Genomic DNA, 19,745 nt, shown 5'->3' with positions numbered 1-19,745 from the left:
AGCTTTAATGTATCGCCATTATATCACTAAAAATATGCCTTTATATTTTTTAATAATCATAAACGAGTTTCAAGCGATAGTCTTTGGAAAAATTGTCTACAAGTGCATAAGGGGAAATAATTTTTAAGCCTTGGTCATTAATTGCATTGTCACTAACACCATATTTATAAGCTTGATAGATAATTTTGGTACAATATGTATAATTTTCACTCTTCAAGTTTAATGTTACGAGATAGGTTTTATCGCTGTCTTTGTAATGCGCTTTTGCCCATTGTGCTGCTTTGATACCAGCGCCTGGTTTAACACTACGATAAACCTTTATCCAGTCATTTTTTCCGTCGCCAAACCGATGTTTAAATGATTCAAAAGATTCCACAATTGGTTTGTCACCAGGTCCTTCAATCTGGAGTACAGTATCATGGTCTATGGCAATACTTGAATGTCCAAAAAAGCCGAATAAAACAGGACCTTTTGTTAAAATAATATCGCCTGGCTGCAGCTTGAAATCTTTATTGTGTATACGAGTGTTTTGAGTCTCAGTAGCTGGTATTAAGCTGACAAAAAACAAAATAACACCAACAATAATAAATATATTTAATCTTCTTAAAACCAACTCAACAAACACCTTCTATCTATCTAATAGTTTACCCAATTATAGCAAACAATCGACGGGCCCCCAAGCACAGAATAACTGGCTAAAATAGTTTTTTAACAAAACAAGCTGGGGTGGTTAAGCTGTCTTCTAAACAAGCGAGCTTAAATATATAAAGAAGCACAAAGATGACTTATTTCAAACCATCTTTGTGCTATTATTTTTGGAATGATGTCCCAGTTTGTTTTGTTCATACAATAGAGCTTCTATAATACGCCAAATATTAAAACATATATGAGAAGTGCAATACCAAATATATAGAACACCACTGTAAAGCCAAGATATGATTCTTTTTTTGAACCAGCTTTTGTTCGAAGCAATTTAAATAGTATCAAAGATGCAGCAACGACAAAAATGATGCCTAACCATAATAAAATTGTTAAATGTGTGCTCATCTTAGCCACCTCCTATAGACAATTAACTTTATACATTATTCTATGATTAATTTTAATTCATTATAACACTTAATAGAAAGATGTATAAAAGCCAAAGCTAAACTAATGATGGAAAGAATCACTCTTGAAAATATAGTCGTTCTATCATAGCAATTGCAATGAAATATTTTATTTCACAATTTAGACACATTTATCAAAATATAATTAATTTTGTGAAAAAATATACTTTTAAAGGTGATTAATGTCGATATATGTGGATTAGTAAAGCCATTGATGATGTGAAATTATTTTCACCTTTACTAAGAACAATGATATAAGCGCACAACACTATTAAAATTGTATGAAAATAACATGCACAATCTTTAGTAATCTGCTAAGATATAATAAAATAAGAAAGTAAGTTTTAATAAACCTAATAATCAAAAGAAATTAAGGGGAGGTATAACGATGACATTTTATGACTTTATCATCGATTTTAGTAATGATGATACACCATTAGGCTATTTAGCAAACTATATTTTGAATGATTGCGAATTCCCAAAAGATGAAAAAAATAACAAAATTATTCGCGAATATGTGATATCAAAATATGCCAATCAGCAACTGATTGAAAGCACTAATAGAGCCATTAGCTTGTATAAATTAGTTTGATTGTGTGTAGTACCAATTCTGTTCATGTAAAGCTTGCCATACATCCCGTGTTTTAAAGTTAATTTCATTTCCTTTAATGGAATATGGTTGGATGATTTCATTATCAATCCAACTGCTAATGAGTTCATGTGGTACACCGTCAAGCACCATGTCACTCTTGCTAACAATTAAACATTCCCATTCTAATGAGAGATTATTAGGATTAACATACTTGTATTCACTTTTAGTAGTCATCACAAACACTCCTTAGAAATTGTAAATCCAATGTTAAGTTATACCCGTATATATTTAAGTCAAACACAACCTAGTCATTTTTATTGTGATAGTAAGCAAGCTGCAATGATAATAAAGTGCTAAGATAATTAATGATACATGTGGAATCGTGATAAAATAAAACTATAGACCTAAACCGTTACGTTGATGTGACGGTTTTTATTACATCATATGTTGCAGGGTTAGGAGTGTTTTTATGGAAAAAATATTATATTTAATGCGACATGGACAAACATTATTTAATTTAAAAGGAAGAATCCAAGGTTCAAGCGATTCGCCATTAACTGACTTAGGTGTACAACAAGCACAAGCAGCGGGTCATTATTTCACGCAACATCAAATTAAATTTGATAGCGCAGTGTCATCTACACAAGAACGTGCATCGGATACATTAGAACATGCAATTCCTGGACAACCATATACGCGACTTAAAGGATTAAAAGAATGGTCTTTTGGTTTATTTGAAGGGGAGAGTATTCAATTACTACGCAAAATTAAACAGTCAGGTGTACTATATGGAGATTATGTTGTACCGTTTGGTGGTGAGGCAAGACAAGAAGTACAGACGCGTATGATAGAGACATTAACACAGGTGATGGAACATGATAGCCAAGGATGTACATTAGCAGTGAGTCATGGGAGCACAATTGGGGTCTTTTTAGATTATTGGGTTGAACGCGAGCAGTTTTTCGAAGCGGGAAATTGCCATATCTTAAAATTTTCATATAAAGATGGCGCATTTAAGTTTATTGAAGTGATAAATCCTATTAATGATAATTGAAAAATTAACAATATGTTGAGGTATTATTACTAGAGAAATTAGAAAGTGGGACAGAATTTATTTTGAATTTGTATTCTCGCCTTAGCAAGATTGACTAAGATTGAAACAAGCTTGATATAAGCGTATTTTCAGTCCTTGTCAGCTACTGCTAATAAAGTAGGAGAACTTGTTGACAGTTTAAAGCTGCACTAGCAAATCGCTAGAGCAGCTTTATTTTAAACATTTTTTAATCATTCTTTTGTTTTGCACGTTTAGTATGGTAAATAAGCCAATGAACATCTTGATATTCATCGTTAATTTTATAGGCATCTTCTTCATAGCCTAAAGTCTCAAATCCTATGGAGCTATACATAATCTTATCACTTATGTTATTAGAAATAATAGACGTCATAACTTTTTCAATTTGATGATCTTCGGCATATTGCAAGATATGACGAATCAAAGCTTTGCTGTAATCATGGTTATTTTCTTTAACAAACAGGTCTTCAAAGTTTGCTTTATGCTCTCTACCGACAAACTGAATTTGATAATATGTGGCTGCCGCTACAAGTTCATTTTGATCAAACATCCCAAAGATATAAGCATAAGTCATATCTGGAGATAATAGTAGATTTAAATTTTCTTCAGTGATATGAGTTAAATAAATTTTATCCCAATTAAAGGCATGGTCTCCGGTTTCTAATAACGCTTTATATTGTGCTAAGTCATCCAACGTCAATATTCTAATATCACTCATAGCGTCCTCCATTAATAAAAAATAAAGTCTTGTATTAAGATGATAATAAAATAAATAAACTAACAATGCAATATGCTAAGGTTTGAAATTTATATATTTATTTCATTCTTTTTTAAAAAAGGTATTATTACAATGGTAATTTGTTAGAAAAGTGGCGTATTTGTACGGTGCTAAAATCTAGGGAAAACGCATGAGAGCGTAGAGATTTTAAGAAATGAAAAGACGGAATCGCAGCCATTGCTGACTGATCAATTCCGTCATAAAAAAGACATAAAATTTATTTTTAGATGATATGAGTTAACTATCATTAGTCGACGACTTCGACACTTAAATCAACATCGATATTACCCCGTGTTGCTTTTGAATAAGGGCAAAATTCGTGAGCATCTTGTAAATATTTTTCCGCATCTTCTTGAGATAATACATTTTTAACTTTTGCATGGATGTCTACAGATAATTTCGGACTTTCTGACTCTGAATCATCCTCTAAACGCACCGTTAATGTAACTTCTGGTTGTGCACCTCTTACTTTATTTTGTTTTAAAATTAAATCAAATGCACCATTAAAGCATGAGGCGTATCCAGCAGCAAATAATTGTTCTGGATTTGTCGCATTCCCATCAGCTTGTTGAGGTGGTAATACATCTACATTTATCGCTTTATCGTCTGTTTGAACGTGTCCTTTACGGCCACCAACGTTTGTTGCTTTTGTTTCATATTGTACTGCCATGAATAAAGACCTCCTAAAAATATTTGTACTCATGCTATACCCACTGCAATTTGTTTCAATCATCGAACACCAACATTTGTCATAGTTAGTCGTTGTCACTTAAAATATAATTAATAAGCGAATTTAAAAGTGAGGGATCACCATGACTAAAGTAAACATAGCAGCAACGATTGCACCTAAAGGCCGCTTAGATCACACGTTATTAGCAAAGATAGAACGTGATCATCATGCTATTGATATTATAGAGCTTAGAATTGATCAATGGCAGACGGATATAGATCGTTTACTACAAGATAATTTGGAACAACTGGTAACATTGTCTTTCAAACCTCAAATCTTAGTGACGTATCGTACAGAATCACAAGGGGGTCAAGGGGTTTTAGATGAGCAAAATTATCTCGCGTTACTAAAACGATTGGCTAAAGTTCAAGGCATTGATATGGTCGATGTGGAATGGCATAATCATTTACCATTTGATATTTATCATCAATGTATATCACATTTGAAAGCACAACATAAAGCGGTTATCTTATCACATCATAATTTTCAACATACACCGGAGAGTGAAGCATTACATTTTATCTTTTATAAAATGAGTCAATTTCCAGCTGACTATTTGAAATTAGCAGTGATGCCTGAAAATCAAAGTGATGTACTAAGATTATTAGATGTATTGTCGATTACAGCGCAATCAGTTGATCAACAGGTCATTGGTATTTCGATGTCATCACTTGGTGTGATTTCCCGTACGGCTCAGGGGCTATTTGGAGGTACAATGTCTTATGGCTGTATTGACACACCTAAAGCGCCTGGTCAAATACAAGTTACGCAATTACATGACATCATCAATTTCTATCAAAAATACGATAATTGAATAATCTCATAAACTCGCATATAATTGATAATAGTTATCAACGAAAAAGGGAGAGATACGTCGTGGAATTACAAGAAGCGATTGCAAATAGAAGAAGTATTAAGAAATTTAAACATGATGTCGAAATCGATGATAAAGCATTATATCAAGCGATTGAACAAGCAGCAGATGCACCAAACCATGGCATGCGAGAACCTTGGCGCATGATTCACATTACAAAGGATAGACTAGGGGATATGAGTGAAGCAATCACGCCTTATGCATTCCCAGATAGTGTGGATAAACAGCAAGATCATTATCAAACGGTAACGCGTTTAGGCGGTATATTGGTATTGGTTGTGAAAACAGATCCACGCCAACGTCAAAATAGAGAGAATTTCTTTGCTTTGGGTGCTTATGCTCAAAACTTAATGTTATTATTACACGAAGCAGGAATTGGCACTTGTTGGAAAACACCACCTTATATTTTTGAACCTAAAGTACGTAAAATCTTTGGTATCGCTGGTGATGAAGCCATTGCAGGATTGTTATATCTTACAGACTTATCAGTTGATATGCCACATGTTCAACGTAAAAACAAAAATCTTATAGAAAAATTCTAATAAATAAAGCATGAAGTTACGACTGGTTATGTCGGAACTTCATGCTTTTGCTTTATGCTTGAAATGTTTCAGCTAAAAAAGTTTCAACCTGTTCGGGTGATTTAGCATTTGCTGAATGTAAGTGTGCTAATTTTTCACCATTTTTAAAGATTAATAAACTAGGAATGCCCATTACATCATGATTTGCAGCAACATCTTCTAACTCATCTCGATTGACTGAATACCATTGATAGGCATTGTATTTTTCAATTATAGGGTCAATCCATAAATCCATTGCTTTACAATCTGGGCACCAACCCGCTTCAAATTTTATGATGACAGGCTGATCACTTTGAATAATCTTATTAAAATTTTCAGTTGTTTGTATACTTTCCATATTGATGCGCTCCTTTAGTCAATGTCGTAATCGTATTATAACTAAATTTACTTTTTTAATAAAAAATTCAGCTTAAAAAATAGAGCGTTTTCATTTAATATCTGTTATATTAAACGTAACTACTATAGGAGGTTACAACTGAATGATAAAATTTTATCAATATTCTAATTGTACAACTTGTAAAAAGGCTGCAAAGTTTCTAAAAGATTATGGCGTTAGCTTTGAACCAATCGATATTGTGCAACATACACCAACTAAAAAAGAATTTGAACAAATCATTAAGAAAACAGGTGTGGAAGTTAATAAACTATTTAATACACACGGTGCTAAATATCGTGAATTAGGGCTTAAAGATAAGTTGAAAGACTTAACGCAAGATGAAAAATTAGAGTTATTAGCTGGCGATGGTATGTTGGTAAAACGTCCACTTGCAATCTCAGGAGATAAAATCACACTTGGATTTAAAGAAGACCAATATAAAGAAACGTGGTTAGCATAATATAATACAGTTTACATATATTATTATATGTGCAGAAATTATTCAAAGTTTTATGAATAATAGTTGAATGAATGCAGACGGTATGGCATCATTAAACTGTAATTATTTTTAGGAGGGGATTTTCGTGACAGTACCGAGCGAATTAAAATATTCTAAGGAACATGAATGGGTGAAAGTTGACGGAAATGTTGTAACAATTGGTATTACTGAATACGCGCAAGGCGAATTAGGTGATATTGTATTCGTTGAACTACCAGACGTTGATGATGAAATTAACGAAGGGGATACATTTGGTAGTGTTGAATCTGTTAAAACAGTGTCAGAACTTTATGCACCTGTTTCTGGAAAAATCATTGAAACAAATGAAGAGCTCGAAGATAGTCCTGAATTTGTGAATGAATCACCATTCGAAAAGGCTTGGATGGTTAAAGTTGAATTAGATGATGAAAGCCAATTAGATGAATTATTATCTGCAGAACAATATGCTGAAATGATTGGCGAATAAAAGCGATGAACTCCTTGATATACGTATCTTGGAGTTTTTTCTATCATCAGTTATAAACAAAGGTATATGACCAGTTTATTGGTAATATAACATTTTGTTAACATGATTAATCTAAACGCAACAAAATAATAATTATTTTTACAGCATTTCAATGTTTAGAGACACGCGTTTTTGTATAGAAGTAACTGTCTTATAATATGTAACTGTAGAAGGTGGATGAACATGACACTTGTAAATAAAGTTATTATTGTAGAAGGTAAATCAGATAAGAAAAGGGTACAACAAGTGATTGCTGAGCCCGTTCACATTATTTGTACACACGGTACAATGAGTATAGATAAGATAGATGATATGATAGAATCACTTTATGGCAAACAGGTTTTTATCCTGGCAGATTCAGATGATGAAGGCGCCAATATTCGTAAATGGTTTAAACGCTATTTGAGTGAAAGTGAACATATTTATATAGATAGAACATATTGCGAAGTTGCGCGCTGCCCTAAGAAATATTTAGCCAAAGTACTGCACAAGCATGGGTTCATGGTTCGACAAGAACAACAGCTCATGCCTCATTTAAACATGGAAAGGTTCGTCTTAGCGAATGACTAAAGATATCAACATCTCTGAAATAACAGAGCATGCACAACAACCACGTCACCTTATCTTTGGTTATACACCAATGTGCGGAACGTGTAAAATATCTGAACGTATGTTAGATATTGCGAATGAAATGTTACAACTACCAGTAACCAAGCTTGATTTGAATTTCTATCCGGAATTTAGTGAACATTATCAAATTCAATCAGTCCCTGTGTTACTGCTAATGAATCAAACACAAGAGTTGAAACGAATCTATGCATTTCAATCGGTGCCCTATTTGTTAGAAAATTTAAAAAAGTAGTTGACGAAATATTACCATAATGGTAGGATTAAAATTAATTAAATAATGCGAAAACTCTTATCGAGAGAGGTGGAGGGATGTGCCCTGCGAAGCCCGGCAACCGTCTATATTAGAAATAGAAATGGTGCCAATTCACATAAAGTTAAACTTTAGAAGATGAGAGAAAGGATATATAAATGCTTTCTCAAACATCTAAAGTTTGAGGAAGCATTTTTAATTAGATACAGCTACATAAGGAGGCACTTAACGTGATTGAGTTAAAACAAGTTGTTAAACGTTATCACACAAAGAAAAAAGATGTTCTCGCAGTTGATCACGTTGATTTAAATATACCAACTGGTTCGGTTTACGGTGTGATTGGATTTTCTGGCGCCGGTAAAAGCACATTAATCAGAATGTTCAATCAACTCGAGTCCCCAACGTCAGGAGATATCATCATCGATGGTGATAACATGAGTCAGTTATCTAAGTCAGAACTGCGTTTAAAACGCCAAAAGGTAAGCATGGTTTTTCAACATTTTAATTTATTATGGTCAAGAACCGTATTAAACAATATTAAATTTCCCCTTGAAATTGCAGGCGTTCCGTCAGGACTTGCTGTCAAACGTGCGCTTGAGTTAGTTGAATTAGTGGGTTTAAAAGGTAGAGAACATGCGTATCCTTCTGAATTATCAGGTGGACAGAAGCAAAGAGTAGGCATTGCGCGTGCACTTGCGAATGACCCTGATGTTCTATTATGCGATGAAGCGACAAGTGCCCTTGATCCGCAAACAACAGATGAAATTTTAGATTTGTTATTAAAAATTAAAAAAAGTCAGAGCTTAACGATCGTGTTAATTACACACGAAATGCACGTCATTCGACGCGTGTGTGATCAAGTTGCTGTCATGGAGAATGGCCGTGTGATTGAGCAAGGTAAAGTAAGTGATGTCTTTGAAAATCCGCAACATGAAGTGACACGTCGTTTCGTAAAAGATGATTTAAATAACGATTTTGAGGAATCATTAGATCAACTCGAGCCACTAGCACACGATGCTTATGTCGTGCGTCTAAACTTTAACGGTGATAACACGACACAACCTATCGTGTCTTATATTACGAAAACACATAACATAGACGTTAATATTCTTGAGGCAGATATTAAGAATACGCGCAATGGCACAATAGGATTTTTAGTGATTCATATACCACATATTTCAGAAGTAGACTTTAATCATTTTACTGAAGGATTACATAAAAAAGGTGTCAATGTGGAGGTGCTAAGACATGGGTAAATCATATAGCGAAATCTTCCATGAGATGGTGACAATGCCAAATGTGCAATGGCCAGAAGTTTGGACAGCGATTTACGAGACACTCTACATGACTATTATATCAACCATTTTTGCGTTTATTTTTGGCTTGATTTTAGGTGTGCTTTTATTCCTATCAGCGAAAAGTAATTCAGTAGGTGCACGTATTTTCTATAGTATTGTGTCATTTGTAGTCAATTTATTTAGAGCGATACCATTTATTATTTTAATCTTGCTGCTAATTCCATTTACAAGCATTGTCTTAGGTACGATTAGTGGACCAACGGGAGCCTTGCCAGCACTTATCATTGGCGCTTCACCATTTTATGCAAGATTAGTTGAAATCGCCTTTAAAGAAATTGATAAAGGTGTCATTGAAGCTTCAGTTTCAATGGGTGCTACCACACTTACCATAGTAAGAAAGGTATTACTTCCTGAATCGATGCCAGCACTCGTTTCCGGCATTACAGTGACAGCAATTGCTTTAGTTGGCTCAACAGCTGTTGCCGGAGTTATTGGTGCAGGTGGTTTAGGTAACCTAGCTTACCTTACTGGTTTCACTCGTAACCAAAATGATGTCATTTTAGTTTCGACGGTATTTATTTTAATTATTGTATTTATAATTCAATTTATTGGGGATTGGATTACAAATAAATTAGACAAACGATAAGAAGGAAAGAGGAATGATTAGATGAAGAAGATTTTAACTTTAGTTGCAGTATTCGTATTAACGATCGCATTAGCGGCTTGTGGTAAGGGAGACAGTGAAGATAAGACTATTAAAGTCGGCGCTTCACCAGCACCACATGCTGAAATTTTAGAAAAAGCTAAACCATTATTAGAGAAAAAAGGATATGACTTAAAGATACAATCAATCAATGACTATACAACGCCAAACAAATTATTAGATAAAGGTGAACTCGATGCCAATTACTTCCAACACACACCTTATTTAAAAACAGAAAGTAAAGAAAAAGGTTATAAAATTGAATCAGCTGGTAACGTACACTTAGAACCAATGGCTGTTTACTCTAAAAAATATAAAAGTTTAAAAGATTTACCAAATGGTGCAACAGTTTATGTTTCAAATAACCCAGCTGAACAAGGTCGATTCTTAAAATTCTTTGTGGATGCAGATTTAATTAAAATTAAAAAAGGCGTAAAAATTGAAGATGCGAAGTTCAGTGACATTGTAGAAAATAAGAAAAATATTAAATTTAATAACAAACAATCGGCAGAATTTTTACCTAAAATCTACCAAAACCAAGATGTAGATGCAGCAATTATCAATTCAAACTATGCAATTGATCAAAAATTAAGTCCTAAAAAAGACTCAATCGTTCTTGAAAAAGCAACAAACAACCCATATGCGAATTTAATTGCAGTAAGAAAAGGCCATAAAGATGATAAAAAAATTAAAGCTTTAATCGAAGTATTACAATCTAAAGAGATTAAAGACTTCATTAATAAAAAATATGACGGTGCAGTAGTACCAGCCAAATAATAGCTAAAAACCCGAGAAGGTCAATTTAATTGAGTATCTCGGGTTTTCTGCATGTATAAAGATATTTTGTGAGATTACTAATATAAGAAAATTTATATTAACAACAAAAAATTTGTTTAAGGGCTTGATTTATTTAGAAACTAGGTATATAGTTTTAAGCGTAATAATTACGATTTATAGGAGTAGGTTATGAAGAAGTTATTAGTAGGTATATTAACCATTATTTTAACGATAACACTTACAGCATGTGGTGGTGGTAAGAGCGAGGACAATAAAAAAGTAAGTACGGATAATAAGCTAAATGTTTATACGACCGTCTTTGCGTTCCAAAGCTTTATTGAGCAAATTGGTGGTAAATATGTCAATGTGAAATCAATCTATCCGAAAGGCACGGATATACATAGTTATGAGCCAACGCAAAAGGAAATGACAAATATTGCTAAGAGTGATTTATTTGTTTATTCTAGCGATGATATGGATCCAGTTGCCAAAAAAATTGGCAAAGCCATCAATAAAGATGATAAGAAATTACAATTAACTAAAGATATGGCTAAAAAAGACATGATTAAAGCAGATGAAGATGAGGACACACAACATGACCCACATGTATGGTTAGATCCTGTACTCAATAAAAAATTTGCTAAAGAAATCAAAGATGAACTTATTGCCAAAGATAGTAAGCATAAACAATATTATGAAGATAACTACAAAAAATTAATCAAAGATATCGACCATATTGATCAACAAATGAAAGATATCTCAAAAAATAAAAAACGAGACAAAGTCATTATCTCACATGATTCACTTGGATACTTGGCAAAACGCTATGATTTTGAACAAGAAGGCGTAAACGGTATGAATGATGACGAACCAAGTCAAAAGAAAGTCATGGATATCGTCAAAGAAATCAAAAAATCAAAACAGCCGTATGTATTGTATGAACAAAATATTCCACACAAAACAACGGATGTCATTAAATCAGAAACAGATACGAAACCATTAAGTTTCCATAATATGGCTGTGCTAACAAAAGATGACAAAGATGCAACATATCAATCATTGATGGCTAAAAATATTAAAACATTAAGACAAGCATTAACTGAATAATACAGATACAGTCGTAATAGTGTGCAGATAAGAATTTGTAGCTCAACAAGCATTTTAAGAATCATTCATGTCTGATTGTAAAATCAGTTTGGAACATCTTTATGTTTTAGGATAAGAACTATATATTGAAAGTAGTTGACTGGATTGAAAATACGCTGATACCAAGCTTGTTTTCATCCTAGTCAACCTCTCTGGGGCGGGACTACGAATTTATTATGAATTCTGTCCCGCTCCTATTTTGATATGAATGTGGTAATTATAAATCTTGTAGTGTAGTATTTTTCTGGGAAAGAGATATTTAACTTAAGCGTTAAACTCAAGCTGAACGTCAGCCGTGATTTAGCTCTGATTTTACAGCATGCAACCCAATAAGACACATACTGTAGTGAATCTTTTTCGAAAAGATGTTTATGAATGTGGCCTACGGGTAAATAGAACTATATCAAAACAACCTAGGAGGAATACAAAATGGCTGAAGACAATAAATTTGAACAAGCAAAAGGGAATGTAAAAGAAACTGTAGGTAATGTGACAGACAATAAAGACTTAGAAAAAGAAGGTAAAGAAGATAAAGCTTCTGGTAAAGTAAAAGAAACAATCGATAATGTAAAAGACAAAGCAAAAGATTTTGTTGATAACATTAAAGACGGGAAAAATAGAGATACAAACTAATAAAGTAGAAAAAGCTCTTAGGCTGTGTGCTTAAGAGCTTTCTTTGTGTGATTTGCTTGATGTTGAAGCTTCATTTTTAGCGGTAATTTGGCCTAAAACGAAGCTAACGATAAAACCTAGTATAAGCGTAATAATCGATATCAACCATGATAGCAGCGTCATTGGCATTCCTGGGAAAACAGCAAAAACAGAGCCAATCACAAAGCCAATAATCAAGGCAAAGGTCAATGTAGGATAATGATGCAACGCATAATGGATAACTTTACTAGAACATATAAAGCCAGCTACGATGCCCAAGCCAACAACGAATAATAAAGATATAGCTTGAAAATTAAATGACATAAGTTCAGAAATAGCAAACATTACTGTGCCATAAGCACCGAATACTAGTAACATAAATGAACCTGAAATGCCTGGTAAGAGCATTGCACTAGACGCACACATGCCAGCGATAAAATATTTAATAATAAGACTTGAATTTAATGTAAGTGACGTGTTGGCATGCGTGTCACCATGATTGAGCAATGTGATTATGACTAAGATAATGATACTTAAAGCAACTACAGTATAATGTTTAACTTGAAAGCGACTTTTGAAATGAGATATACGCAATAAATAGGGAATGATACCAATGATTAATCCTGTGAAGAAAAACATGGTTGGTACTTGATGGTTGGCCAATAAATAATTAAAAAGTTTACTTAAAAGGCCGATAGCTAACAACATGCCGATTAAGATTGGTAATAAGAATTTAAGACTAGGCCAGAAACGTTTAGAAAATAGTCCACTGATAGCATGAATAAAATCATCATAAATGCCTAGTAACAAGGCGATTGTTCCACCACTAACACCAGGAACTAAATCACTTGTGCCCATACCAAAACCTTTCAAGACATTAATCCATCTAAAATGTTTCATAATGACTCCTTTCTAGTTAAATTGCAGTGAAACTGCATCATAGCAGAAATAGTGTTAATAAGGAAATAATATCTGTCGAAATTTTGGATATTGAGAACAGAGGGGCCAACATTATCAGTTAAGTGTAAAATAATACGATTATCAAAAATAATTATATTTAAATAATGACTCTAATTTAGCAGTTCAAACGGTTTATATTGCTACTTATTTGCGTTATAATGTAGTGGATTGAACATTTCAAAGTCTTTTTGACTACAAATTAAAATTACTATAAACTAGTTAAGAAAACTTTATATTTTACGGAGGGAATATAAATGTCATCAACATTAGAAATCAAAGACTTACATGTGTCTATTGAGGATAAAGAAATTTTAAAAGGTGTTAACCTTACGATTAATACTGACGAAGTACATGCAATTATGGGGCCAAATGGAACAGGTAAATCAACATTATCATCAGCAATTATGGGGCATCCTAGCTATGAAGTCACGCAAGGGGAAGTGTTATTAGACGGCGTGAATATCTTAGAATTAGAAGTTGATGAAAGAGCTAAAGCAGGATTGTTTTTAGCAATGCAATATCCATCTGAAATCACAGGCGTAACTAATGCGGATTTCATGCGTTCAGCAATTAATGCGAAACGTGAAGAAGGCCAAGAAATTAATTTAATGCAATTTATTAAGAAATTAGATAAAACTATGGCATTTTTAGATATTGATGAAAACATGGCACAACGTTATTTAAATGAAGGTTTCTCTGGTGGCGAAAAGAAACGTAATGAAATTCTACAATTAATGATGCTAGAACCAAAATTTGCTATTTTAGATGAAATCGATTCTGGTTTAGATATTGACGCATTAAAAGTAGTATCCAAAGGAATCAACAAAATGCGCGGTGAAAACTTTGGTGCACTCATTATTACGCACTATCAACGTTTATTAAACTACATTACGCCAGATCAAGTACATGTGATGTATGGAGGCAAAGTAGTGAAAACGGGTGGTCCAGAATTAGCTAAACGTCTTGAAGACGAAGGTTATGAATGGGTTAAAGAAGAGTTCGGTACTGAAGAATAATCAAGCATGCGTGTTTAAATGGCATTGCATAAATCGCAATCACGTATGGAGAAAATTCAAGTTTAGCTATGTGTTTAGCATCTAACTTAATATTTCATCAAGTAGGAGGAAAAAGTTATGACAACGGAAACTTTAAACATTTCTGAAGAACAACTTGTTGATTATTCAAAAGCACTCCATGAACCTTCTTGGATGACAGATAGTCGTAAAAAAGCTTTGAAATTAACGGAAACTTTAGAAATGCCTAAACCAGATAAGACCAAATTAAGAAAATGGGACTTTGATTCATTTCAACAACATCATGTTGATGGCGCAACATTCAAAGATTTATCAGAACTCCCAGAATCAATTAATAAAATCATTAATGTTGAGACATCCGAAAACTTAATCATTCAACATAATAATACGCTGGCCTACACACAAGTGTCAGACCAAGCAAAGCAAGATGGCGTCATTATCGAAGGATTATCTGAAGCCCTTGTTAACCACGGAGACTTAGTTCAAAAGTATTTAATGACAGAAGCGGTTCAAGTAGACGAACATCGTTTAACAGCTTTACATGCTGCATTAATCAATGGTGGTGTCTTTGTTTATGTACCAAAAAATGTTGTGGTAGAACATCCAATACATTATGTTGTGTTACACGATGATGATAAAGCGAGCTTTTTCAATCATGTGATTTTAGTCACTGAAGAAAGTGCTGAAGTGACATATGTGGAAAACTACGTTTCAGATGCAAGTGGTGATGGTAACCAAATTAATATTATTTCCGAAGTAATTGCAGGTGCAAACTCAAGTATCACCTATGGCTCAGTCGATTATTTAGACAAAGGCTTCACGGGTTATATCATTCGTCGTGGACATACAGAAGCGGATGCCTCTATTAATTGGGCATTAGGCTTAATGAATGAAGGCAGCCAAATCATTGATAACACGACAAACCTTGTAGGAGATCGTTCAACAAGTGAACTTAAATCGGTTGTCGTAGGTACTGGAGATCAAAAAATCAACTTAACTTCTAAAATCGTACAGTATGGTAAAGAAACGAATGGCTATATTTTAAAACACGGGGTCATGAAAGAACATGCATCATCTGTCTTTAATGGTATTGGCCATATCAAACATGGTGGTACGAAATCAATTGCGAACCAAGAATCACGTGTTTTAATGTTATCTGAGCATTCACGTGGCGATGCGAACCCAATTCTCTTAATCGATGAAGACGATGTAGAAGCTGGACACGCAGCATCTGTAGGTCGTGTTGATCCAGAGCAGTTGTATTATTTAATGAGTCGTGGTATTTCACAACATGAAGCCGAACGCCTTGTTATTCATGGTTTCTTAGATCCGGTCGTGCGCGAATTACCAATTGAAGATGTTAAACGTCAACTTAGAGATGTCATTGAACTTAAAGTTTCTAAGTAAAATGAAATATAATATTAGCAGCATTCTAAAATAAATCATATAAGCGTGCTTCATAAGCACAAGCGTTGAGACACGTTATAAATTGAAGAAACAAATGAGATTTTTAATATAAGAAAGGTCGTGAAGTCAATGGCCGACACAACTTTAAATGTTGAAGACGTTATAAAAGATTTTCCGATTTTACAACAGCAAGTGAATGGCAAACGCTTAGCTTATTTAGATTCTACAGCAACAAGTCAAAAGCCTATACAAGTACTCAATGTATTAGATGACTATTACAAGCGCTATAATTCAAACGTTCACCGTGGCGTGCATACATTAGGTTCATTAGCCACTGATGGTTATGAAAGTGCACGCGAAACCGTGCGCCGTTTTATAAATGCGCACTATTTTGAAGAGGTTGTCTTTACACGTGGTACAACGGCATCTATCAACATGATTGCACACAGTTACGGCGACGCACATGTTGAAGCTGGTGATGAAATTGTAGTAACTGAAATGGAACATCATGCCAACATTGTGCCATGGCAACAATTGGCTAAACGTAAACAAGCGACACTTAAATTTATTCCGATGACCGCAGAAGGCGAATTACGTGTAGAAGATATTAAAGCGACAATTACCGATAAAACTAAAATTGTAGCGATTACACATGTATCCAATGTGTTAGGAACAATTAATGATGTGAAAATGATTGCTAAAATTGCGCATGAACACGGTGCGATAATAAGCGTTGATGGTGCACAATCAGCACCGCATATGCCAATTGATGTTCAAGATTTAGACTGTGATTTCTTTAGCTTTAGTGGTCACAAAATGCTAGGGCCAACAGGCATTGGTGTGTTATATGGTAAACGTGACTTATTAAATGACATGGAGCCTGTAGAATTTGGCGGCGATATGATTGATTTTGTTAGCAAGTATGATGCGACATGGGCAGACTTACCGACAAAATTTGAAGCAGGTACACCGCTCATTGCCCAAGCAATAGGCCTTGCAGAAGCCATTCGCTACATTGAAAATATTGGCTTTGAAGCGATCCATCGGCATGAGAGAGCGTTGACTGAATATGCATATGAGCAAATGTCAGCGATTGAAGGTATTGACATATATGGTCCGCCTAAAGATCGTCGTGCAGGTGTTATTACGTTTAACTTAAAAGACGTACATCCACATGATGTAGCAACAGCAGTTGATACAGAAGGTGTTGCTGTTCGTGCAGGCCATCATTGTGCACAACCCTTGATGTCATGGTTAAACGTATCTTCTACAGCACGTGCAAGCTTTTATATTTATAATACGCAACAAGATGTCGATCAATTAGTCAACGCATTGAAACAAACGAAGGAGTTTTTCTCGTATGAATTTTAATAATTTAGATCAATTATATCGATCTGTGATTATGGATCATTATAAAAACCCTAGAAATAAAGGCGTCTTAGACAACGGTTCAATGACTGTAGACATGAATAACCCAACCTGTGGTGATCGTATTCGACTTACATTTGATATTGAAGATGGCATCATTCATGATGCGAAATTTGAAGGTGAAGGCTGTTCTATTTCAATGTCCAGCGCATCTATGATGACGGAAGCAGTAAAAGGTCACTCATTGGCAGAAGCTATGCAAATGAGTCAAGAATTTACAAAGATGATGCTTGGTGAAGACTACGAAATTACTGAAGATATGGGTGATATTGAGGCGCTACAAGGCGTTTCTCAATTCCCAGCGCGTATCAAATGTGCCACTTTAGCATGGAAAGCGCTTGAAAAAGGTACGGTTCAAAAAGAAGGCAAAGCGGAAGGTTCTACTGAAGAAGACTAGCAGAGTGTGACAATTGAGAGGTCACACTTTTGATACAAAAAGTAACTTGTTACAATGGCAGTAGACTTTTCATAACATTAAAAATCTCACGCACGTCGTTTAAATATATTTTTAAGGAGTGATTGAAATGGCTAAAAAAGCACCTGATGTTGGGGATTATAAATATGGATTCCACGACGAAGATGTGTCCATTTTCAGATCAGAACGCGGTTTAACAGAAAATATCGTGACTGAAATTTCAAAAATGAAGGAAGAGCCTCAATGGATGCTCGACTTTAGATTAAAAGCACTTAAATTATTTTATAAAATGCCAATGCCTCAATGGGGCGGTGACTTGTCAGAATTAAACTTTGATGACATCACATATTACGTTAAACCTTCAGAACATACAGAACGTTCATGGGATGAAGTGCCAGAAGAAATTAAACGTACATTTGATAAATTAGGTATTCCAGAAGCAGAACAAAAATATTTAGCAGGTGTATCTGCACAATATGAATCAGAAGTGGTTTACCATAATATGGAAAAAGAACTTGAAGAAAAAGGCATTATCTTTAAAGATACAGATAGTGCGTTAAGAGAAAATGAAGATTTATTCCGTGAGTACTTTGCGTCAGTCATTCCAGCAGCAGATAATAAATTCGCTGCATTAAACTCAGCCGTGTGGTCAGGTGGTTCATTTATTTACGTACCTAAAAACGTTAAACTTGATACACCGCTGCAAGCTTATTTCCGTATAAACTCTGAAAATATGGGACAATTTGAGCGTACATTAATCATTGCTGATGAAGGTGCTTCCGTAAATTATGTAGAAGGCTGTACAGCACCTGTATATACGACAAGTTCGTTACACTCAGCTGTCGTTGAAATCATTGTGCACAAAGATGCACATGTCCGTTATACAACGATTCAAAACTGGGCTAACAACGTCTACAACCTAGTAACCAAACGTACATTTGTGTATGAAAACGGTAATATGGAATGGGTTGATGGAAACCTAGGTTCTAAATTAACAATGAAATATCCAAACTGTGTACTGTTAGGAGAAGGTGCTAAAGGTAGCACACTATCCATTGCCTTTGCCGGTAAAGGACAAGTTCAAGATGCAGGTGCGAAAATGATTCACAAAGCACCAAACACATCATCAACTATTGTGTCAAAATCTATTTCTAAAAATGGTGGTAAAGTCATCTATCGTGGTATCGTTCATTTTGGACGTAAAGCAAAAGGTGCGCGTTCTAACATTGAATGTGATACGTTAATCTTAGATAACGAGTCAACATCAGACACAATTCCTTACAATGAAGTGTTTAATGACAATATTTCCTTAGAACATGAAGCAAAAGTGTCTAAAGTATCTGAAGAACAATTATTCTATCTCATGAGTCGTGGTATTTCCGAAGAAGAAGCCACTGAAATGATTGTTATGGGCTTCATTGAACCATTTACGAAAGAATTACCAATGGAATATGCCGTTGAAATGAACCGTTTAATCAAATTTGAAATGGAAGGTTCTATCGGTTAATTATCAATTAAAATCAATGATCATATACAGCCATCAATGGATTGTTTGCGTACAATGCCATTGGTGGCTTTTTTGACTATTCAAAAATGATAATAAGCAAACAAATTTACAAATAACTGTTTAAAAATATTATTATATAATTCATATTTACTTTTTTACCCAAGAGTGGAATAATATGAGTTGTGGAACGGGTTGTGTAGCAGTTGTAAGTGATTCATGTTGTAGACACAATCGGTTTGGCTTTATGACTTAGGGAGGTTAGATGGGATGGAACAGCCACAATAGTCCAGGCTTGCCTGACATTCCATAGATTATAGATTTTACATATTCGCTCCTTGAGGAATAATAAAATTTCTGGGCAGTCCTCTTATTATTTTTGGAGATTTTTATTAAAAAGTATCATTAATGCCGAGAAATAACAGATTT

The 19,745-nt window shown here is 34.3% G+C and carries 26 protein-coding genes and 1 riboswitch; of the genes, 19 read left to right on the top strand and 7 right to left on the bottom strand.

Annotated features, from left to right (window positions below; genetic code table 11):
* Window positions 1–49: 49 nt before the first annotated feature.
* Entirely contained in the window at window positions 50–613 is a 564-nt protein-coding gene (lnsA, locus tag CD041_RS05400; protein ID WP_002479309.1) for a lipoprotein N-acylation protein LnsA, read from the bottom strand.
* A 245-nt stretch (window positions 614–858) separates the two neighbouring features.
* On the bottom strand, window positions 859–1,047 hold the full coding sequence (tsaT, locus tag CD041_RS05395) for a type II toxin-antitoxin system toxin TsaT (RefSeq protein ID WP_002459666.1): 189 nt from the start codon (window positions 1,045–1,047) through the stop codon (window positions 859–861).
* A gap of 447 nt (window positions 1,048–1,494) precedes the next feature.
* Between tsaT and CD041_RS05390 the strand changes: the two genes are divergently transcribed.
* Window positions 1,495–1,698 carry a YozE family protein gene (locus tag CD041_RS05390; RefSeq protein ID WP_002459665.1) on the top strand — a complete coding sequence of 68 codons (204 nt, stop codon included), beginning with the start codon at window positions 1,495–1,497 and terminating at the stop codon, window positions 1,696–1,698.
* Here the strand turns inward: CD041_RS05390 and CD041_RS05385 are convergent.
* Window positions 1,690–1,932: a hypothetical protein gene (locus tag CD041_RS05385; protein ID WP_002459664.1), complete on the bottom strand. Its 243-nt coding sequence runs from the start codon at window positions 1,930–1,932 to the stop codon at window positions 1,690–1,692. The genes CD041_RS05390 and CD041_RS05385 overlap by 9 nt on opposite strands.
* A 235-nt stretch (window positions 1,933–2,167) precedes the next feature.
* On the opposite strand from CD041_RS05385, the gene CD041_RS05380 reads away from it, so the two are divergent.
* Window positions 2,168–2,752, top strand: coding sequence for a histidine phosphatase family protein (locus CD041_RS05380; protein ID WP_070647890.1), 585 nt, complete (start codon window positions 2,168–2,170; stop codon window positions 2,750–2,752).
* A gap of 226 nt (window positions 2,753–2,978) precedes the next feature.
* Here the strand turns inward: CD041_RS05380 and CD041_RS05375 are convergent, their stop codons facing one another.
* Window positions 2,979–3,488 carry a GNAT family N-acetyltransferase gene (locus CD041_RS05375; protein ID WP_002479307.1) on the bottom strand — a complete coding sequence of 170 codons (510 nt, stop codon included), beginning with the start codon at window positions 3,486–3,488 and terminating at the stop codon, window positions 2,979–2,981.
* A 307-nt stretch (window positions 3,489–3,795) separates the two neighbouring features.
* Window positions 3,796–4,218, bottom strand: coding sequence for an organic hydroperoxide resistance protein (locus CD041_RS05370; protein WP_070647891.1), 423 nt, complete (start codon window positions 4,216–4,218; stop codon window positions 3,796–3,798).
* A gap of 142 nt (window positions 4,219–4,360) precedes the next feature.
* Between CD041_RS05370 and aroD the strand changes: the two genes are divergently transcribed.
* On the top strand, window positions 4,361–5,092 hold the full coding sequence (aroD, locus tag CD041_RS05365) for a type I 3-dehydroquinate dehydratase (protein ID WP_070647892.1): 732 nt from the start codon (window positions 4,361–4,363) through the stop codon (window positions 5,090–5,092).
* 62 nt (window positions 5,093–5,154) lie between these two features.
* Window positions 5,155–5,694 (top strand): nitroreductase family protein, encoded by a 540-nt coding sequence (locus CD041_RS05360; RefSeq protein WP_002459659.1) that lies wholly within the window; start codon window positions 5,155–5,157, stop codon window positions 5,692–5,694.
* Window positions 5,695–5,746: 52 nt separating this feature from the next.
* Here CD041_RS05360 and CD041_RS05355 read toward each other — a convergent pair whose 3' ends face one another.
* Window positions 5,747–6,070 carry a thioredoxin family protein gene (locus CD041_RS05355; RefSeq protein WP_002459658.1) on the bottom strand — a complete coding sequence of 108 codons (324 nt, stop codon included), beginning with the start codon at window positions 6,068–6,070 and terminating at the stop codon, window positions 5,747–5,749.
* Between the two features lie 142 nt (window positions 6,071–6,212).
* Here CD041_RS05355 and CD041_RS05350 point away from each other — a divergent pair, with 142 nt between their 5' ends.
* The 9 genes from CD041_RS05350 (at window position 6,213) to CD041_RS05310 (ending at window position 12,550) form a co-directional block, all read left to right on the top strand.
* The gene (locus CD041_RS05350; protein ID WP_002459657.1) at window positions 6,213–6,569 is read left to right on the top strand and encodes an arsenate reductase family protein; all 357 of its coding nucleotides are present in this window, start codon (window positions 6,213–6,215) and stop codon (window positions 6,567–6,569) included.
* A gap of 124 nt (window positions 6,570–6,693) precedes the next feature.
* Window positions 6,694–7,074 carry a glycine cleavage system protein GcvH gene (gcvH, locus tag CD041_RS05345; protein WP_002459656.1) on the top strand — a complete coding sequence of 127 codons (381 nt, stop codon included), beginning with the start codon at window positions 6,694–6,696 and terminating at the stop codon, window positions 7,072–7,074.
* A gap of 222 nt (window positions 7,075–7,296) precedes the next feature.
* Entirely contained in the window at window positions 7,297–7,683 is a 387-nt protein-coding gene (locus CD041_RS05340; protein WP_002479304.1) for a toprim domain-containing protein, read from the top strand.
* Window positions 7,676–7,975 carry a thioredoxin family protein gene (locus tag CD041_RS05335; protein ID WP_002459654.1) on the top strand — a complete coding sequence of 100 codons (300 nt, stop codon included), beginning with the start codon at window positions 7,676–7,678 and terminating at the stop codon, window positions 7,973–7,975. Before CD041_RS05340 ends, CD041_RS05335 begins: the two co-directional genes overlap by 8 nt.
* Before the next feature lie 54 nt (window positions 7,976–8,029).
* Window positions 8,030–8,138, top strand: a riboswitch (SAM riboswitch).
* 85 nt (window positions 8,139–8,223) lie between these two features.
* A complete protein-coding gene (locus CD041_RS05330; protein ID WP_062078706.1) occupies window positions 8,224–9,249 on the top strand; it encodes a methionine ABC transporter ATP-binding protein in 1,026 nt (341 codons plus the stop codon).
* Window positions 9,242–9,937 carry a methionine ABC transporter permease gene (locus CD041_RS05325; RefSeq protein ID WP_002459652.1) on the top strand — a complete coding sequence of 232 codons (696 nt, stop codon included), beginning with the start codon at window positions 9,242–9,244 and terminating at the stop codon, window positions 9,935–9,937. The genes CD041_RS05330 and CD041_RS05325 overlap by 8 nt, the downstream gene beginning before the upstream one ends.
* A 21-nt stretch (window positions 9,938–9,958) precedes the next feature.
* Complete coding sequence (locus CD041_RS05320; protein ID WP_002459651.1) at window positions 9,959–10,771, top strand: MetQ/NlpA family ABC transporter substrate-binding protein; 813 nt, start codon at window positions 9,959–9,961, stop codon at window positions 10,769–10,771.
* Between the two features lie 189 nt (window positions 10,772–10,960).
* On the top strand, window positions 10,961–11,878 hold the full coding sequence (locus CD041_RS05315) for a metal ABC transporter solute-binding protein, Zn/Mn family (protein ID WP_062078708.1): 918 nt from the start codon (window positions 10,961–10,963) through the stop codon (window positions 11,876–11,878).
* Window positions 11,879–12,346: 468 nt separating this feature from the next.
* Window positions 12,347–12,550: a CsbD family protein gene (locus CD041_RS05310; protein ID WP_002459629.1), complete on the top strand. Its 204-nt coding sequence runs from the start codon at window positions 12,347–12,349 to the stop codon at window positions 12,548–12,550.
* Window positions 12,551–12,580: 30 nt separating this feature from the next.
* Here CD041_RS05310 and popT read toward each other — a convergent pair whose 3' ends face one another.
* Window positions 12,581–13,468: a polyprenyl-phosphate transporter PopT gene (gene popT / locus CD041_RS05305; RefSeq protein ID WP_070815413.1), complete on the bottom strand. Its 888-nt coding sequence runs from the start codon at window positions 13,466–13,468 to the stop codon at window positions 12,581–12,583.
* 314 nt (window positions 13,469–13,782) lie between these two features.
* Between popT and sufC the strand changes: the two genes are divergently transcribed.
* From sufC to CD041_RS12440, 6 genes are all read left to right on the top strand, one after another.
* Entirely contained in the window at window positions 13,783–14,544 is a 762-nt protein-coding gene (gene sufC / locus CD041_RS05300) for a Fe-S cluster assembly ATPase SufC (protein ID WP_002459627.1), read from the top strand.
* Between the two features lie 117 nt (window positions 14,545–14,661).
* Window positions 14,662–15,969 carry a Fe-S cluster assembly protein SufD gene (gene sufD, locus CD041_RS05295; RefSeq protein ID WP_002459626.1) on the top strand — a complete coding sequence of 436 codons (1,308 nt, stop codon included), beginning with the start codon at window positions 14,662–14,664 and terminating at the stop codon, window positions 15,967–15,969.
* A 129-nt stretch (window positions 15,970–16,098) separates the two neighbouring features.
* Window positions 16,099–17,340: a cysteine desulfurase gene (locus tag CD041_RS05290; RefSeq protein WP_002459625.1), complete on the top strand. Its 1,242-nt coding sequence runs from the start codon at window positions 16,099–16,101 to the stop codon at window positions 17,338–17,340.
* Window positions 17,330–17,794, top strand: coding sequence for a Fe-S cluster assembly sulfur transfer protein SufU (gene sufU, locus CD041_RS05285; RefSeq protein ID WP_002459624.1), 465 nt, complete (start codon window positions 17,330–17,332; stop codon window positions 17,792–17,794). Before CD041_RS05290 ends, sufU begins: the two co-directional genes overlap by 11 nt.
* Window positions 17,795–17,921: 127 nt before the next feature.
* The gene (sufB, locus tag CD041_RS05280; RefSeq protein ID WP_002459623.1) at window positions 17,922–19,319 is read left to right on the top strand and encodes a Fe-S cluster assembly protein SufB; all 1,398 of its coding nucleotides are present in this window, start codon (window positions 17,922–17,924) and stop codon (window positions 19,317–19,319) included.
* A gap of 317 nt (window positions 19,320–19,636) precedes the next feature.
* On the top strand, window positions 19,637–19,738 hold the full coding sequence (locus CD041_RS12440) for a DUF5083 family protein (RefSeq protein ID WP_158309368.1): 102 nt from the start codon (window positions 19,637–19,639) through the stop codon (window positions 19,736–19,738).
* Window positions 19,739–19,745 lie beyond the last annotated feature (7 nt).

It is taken from the genome of Staphylococcus lugdunensis, from assembly GCF_002901705.1.
GTDB classification, from domain to species: domain Bacteria; phylum Bacillota; class Bacilli; order Staphylococcales; family Staphylococcaceae; genus Staphylococcus; species Staphylococcus lugdunensis.
The sequence above is the reverse complement of the archived record's forward strand: the minus strand, read 5'-3'. Positions and strand labels throughout refer to the sequence as shown.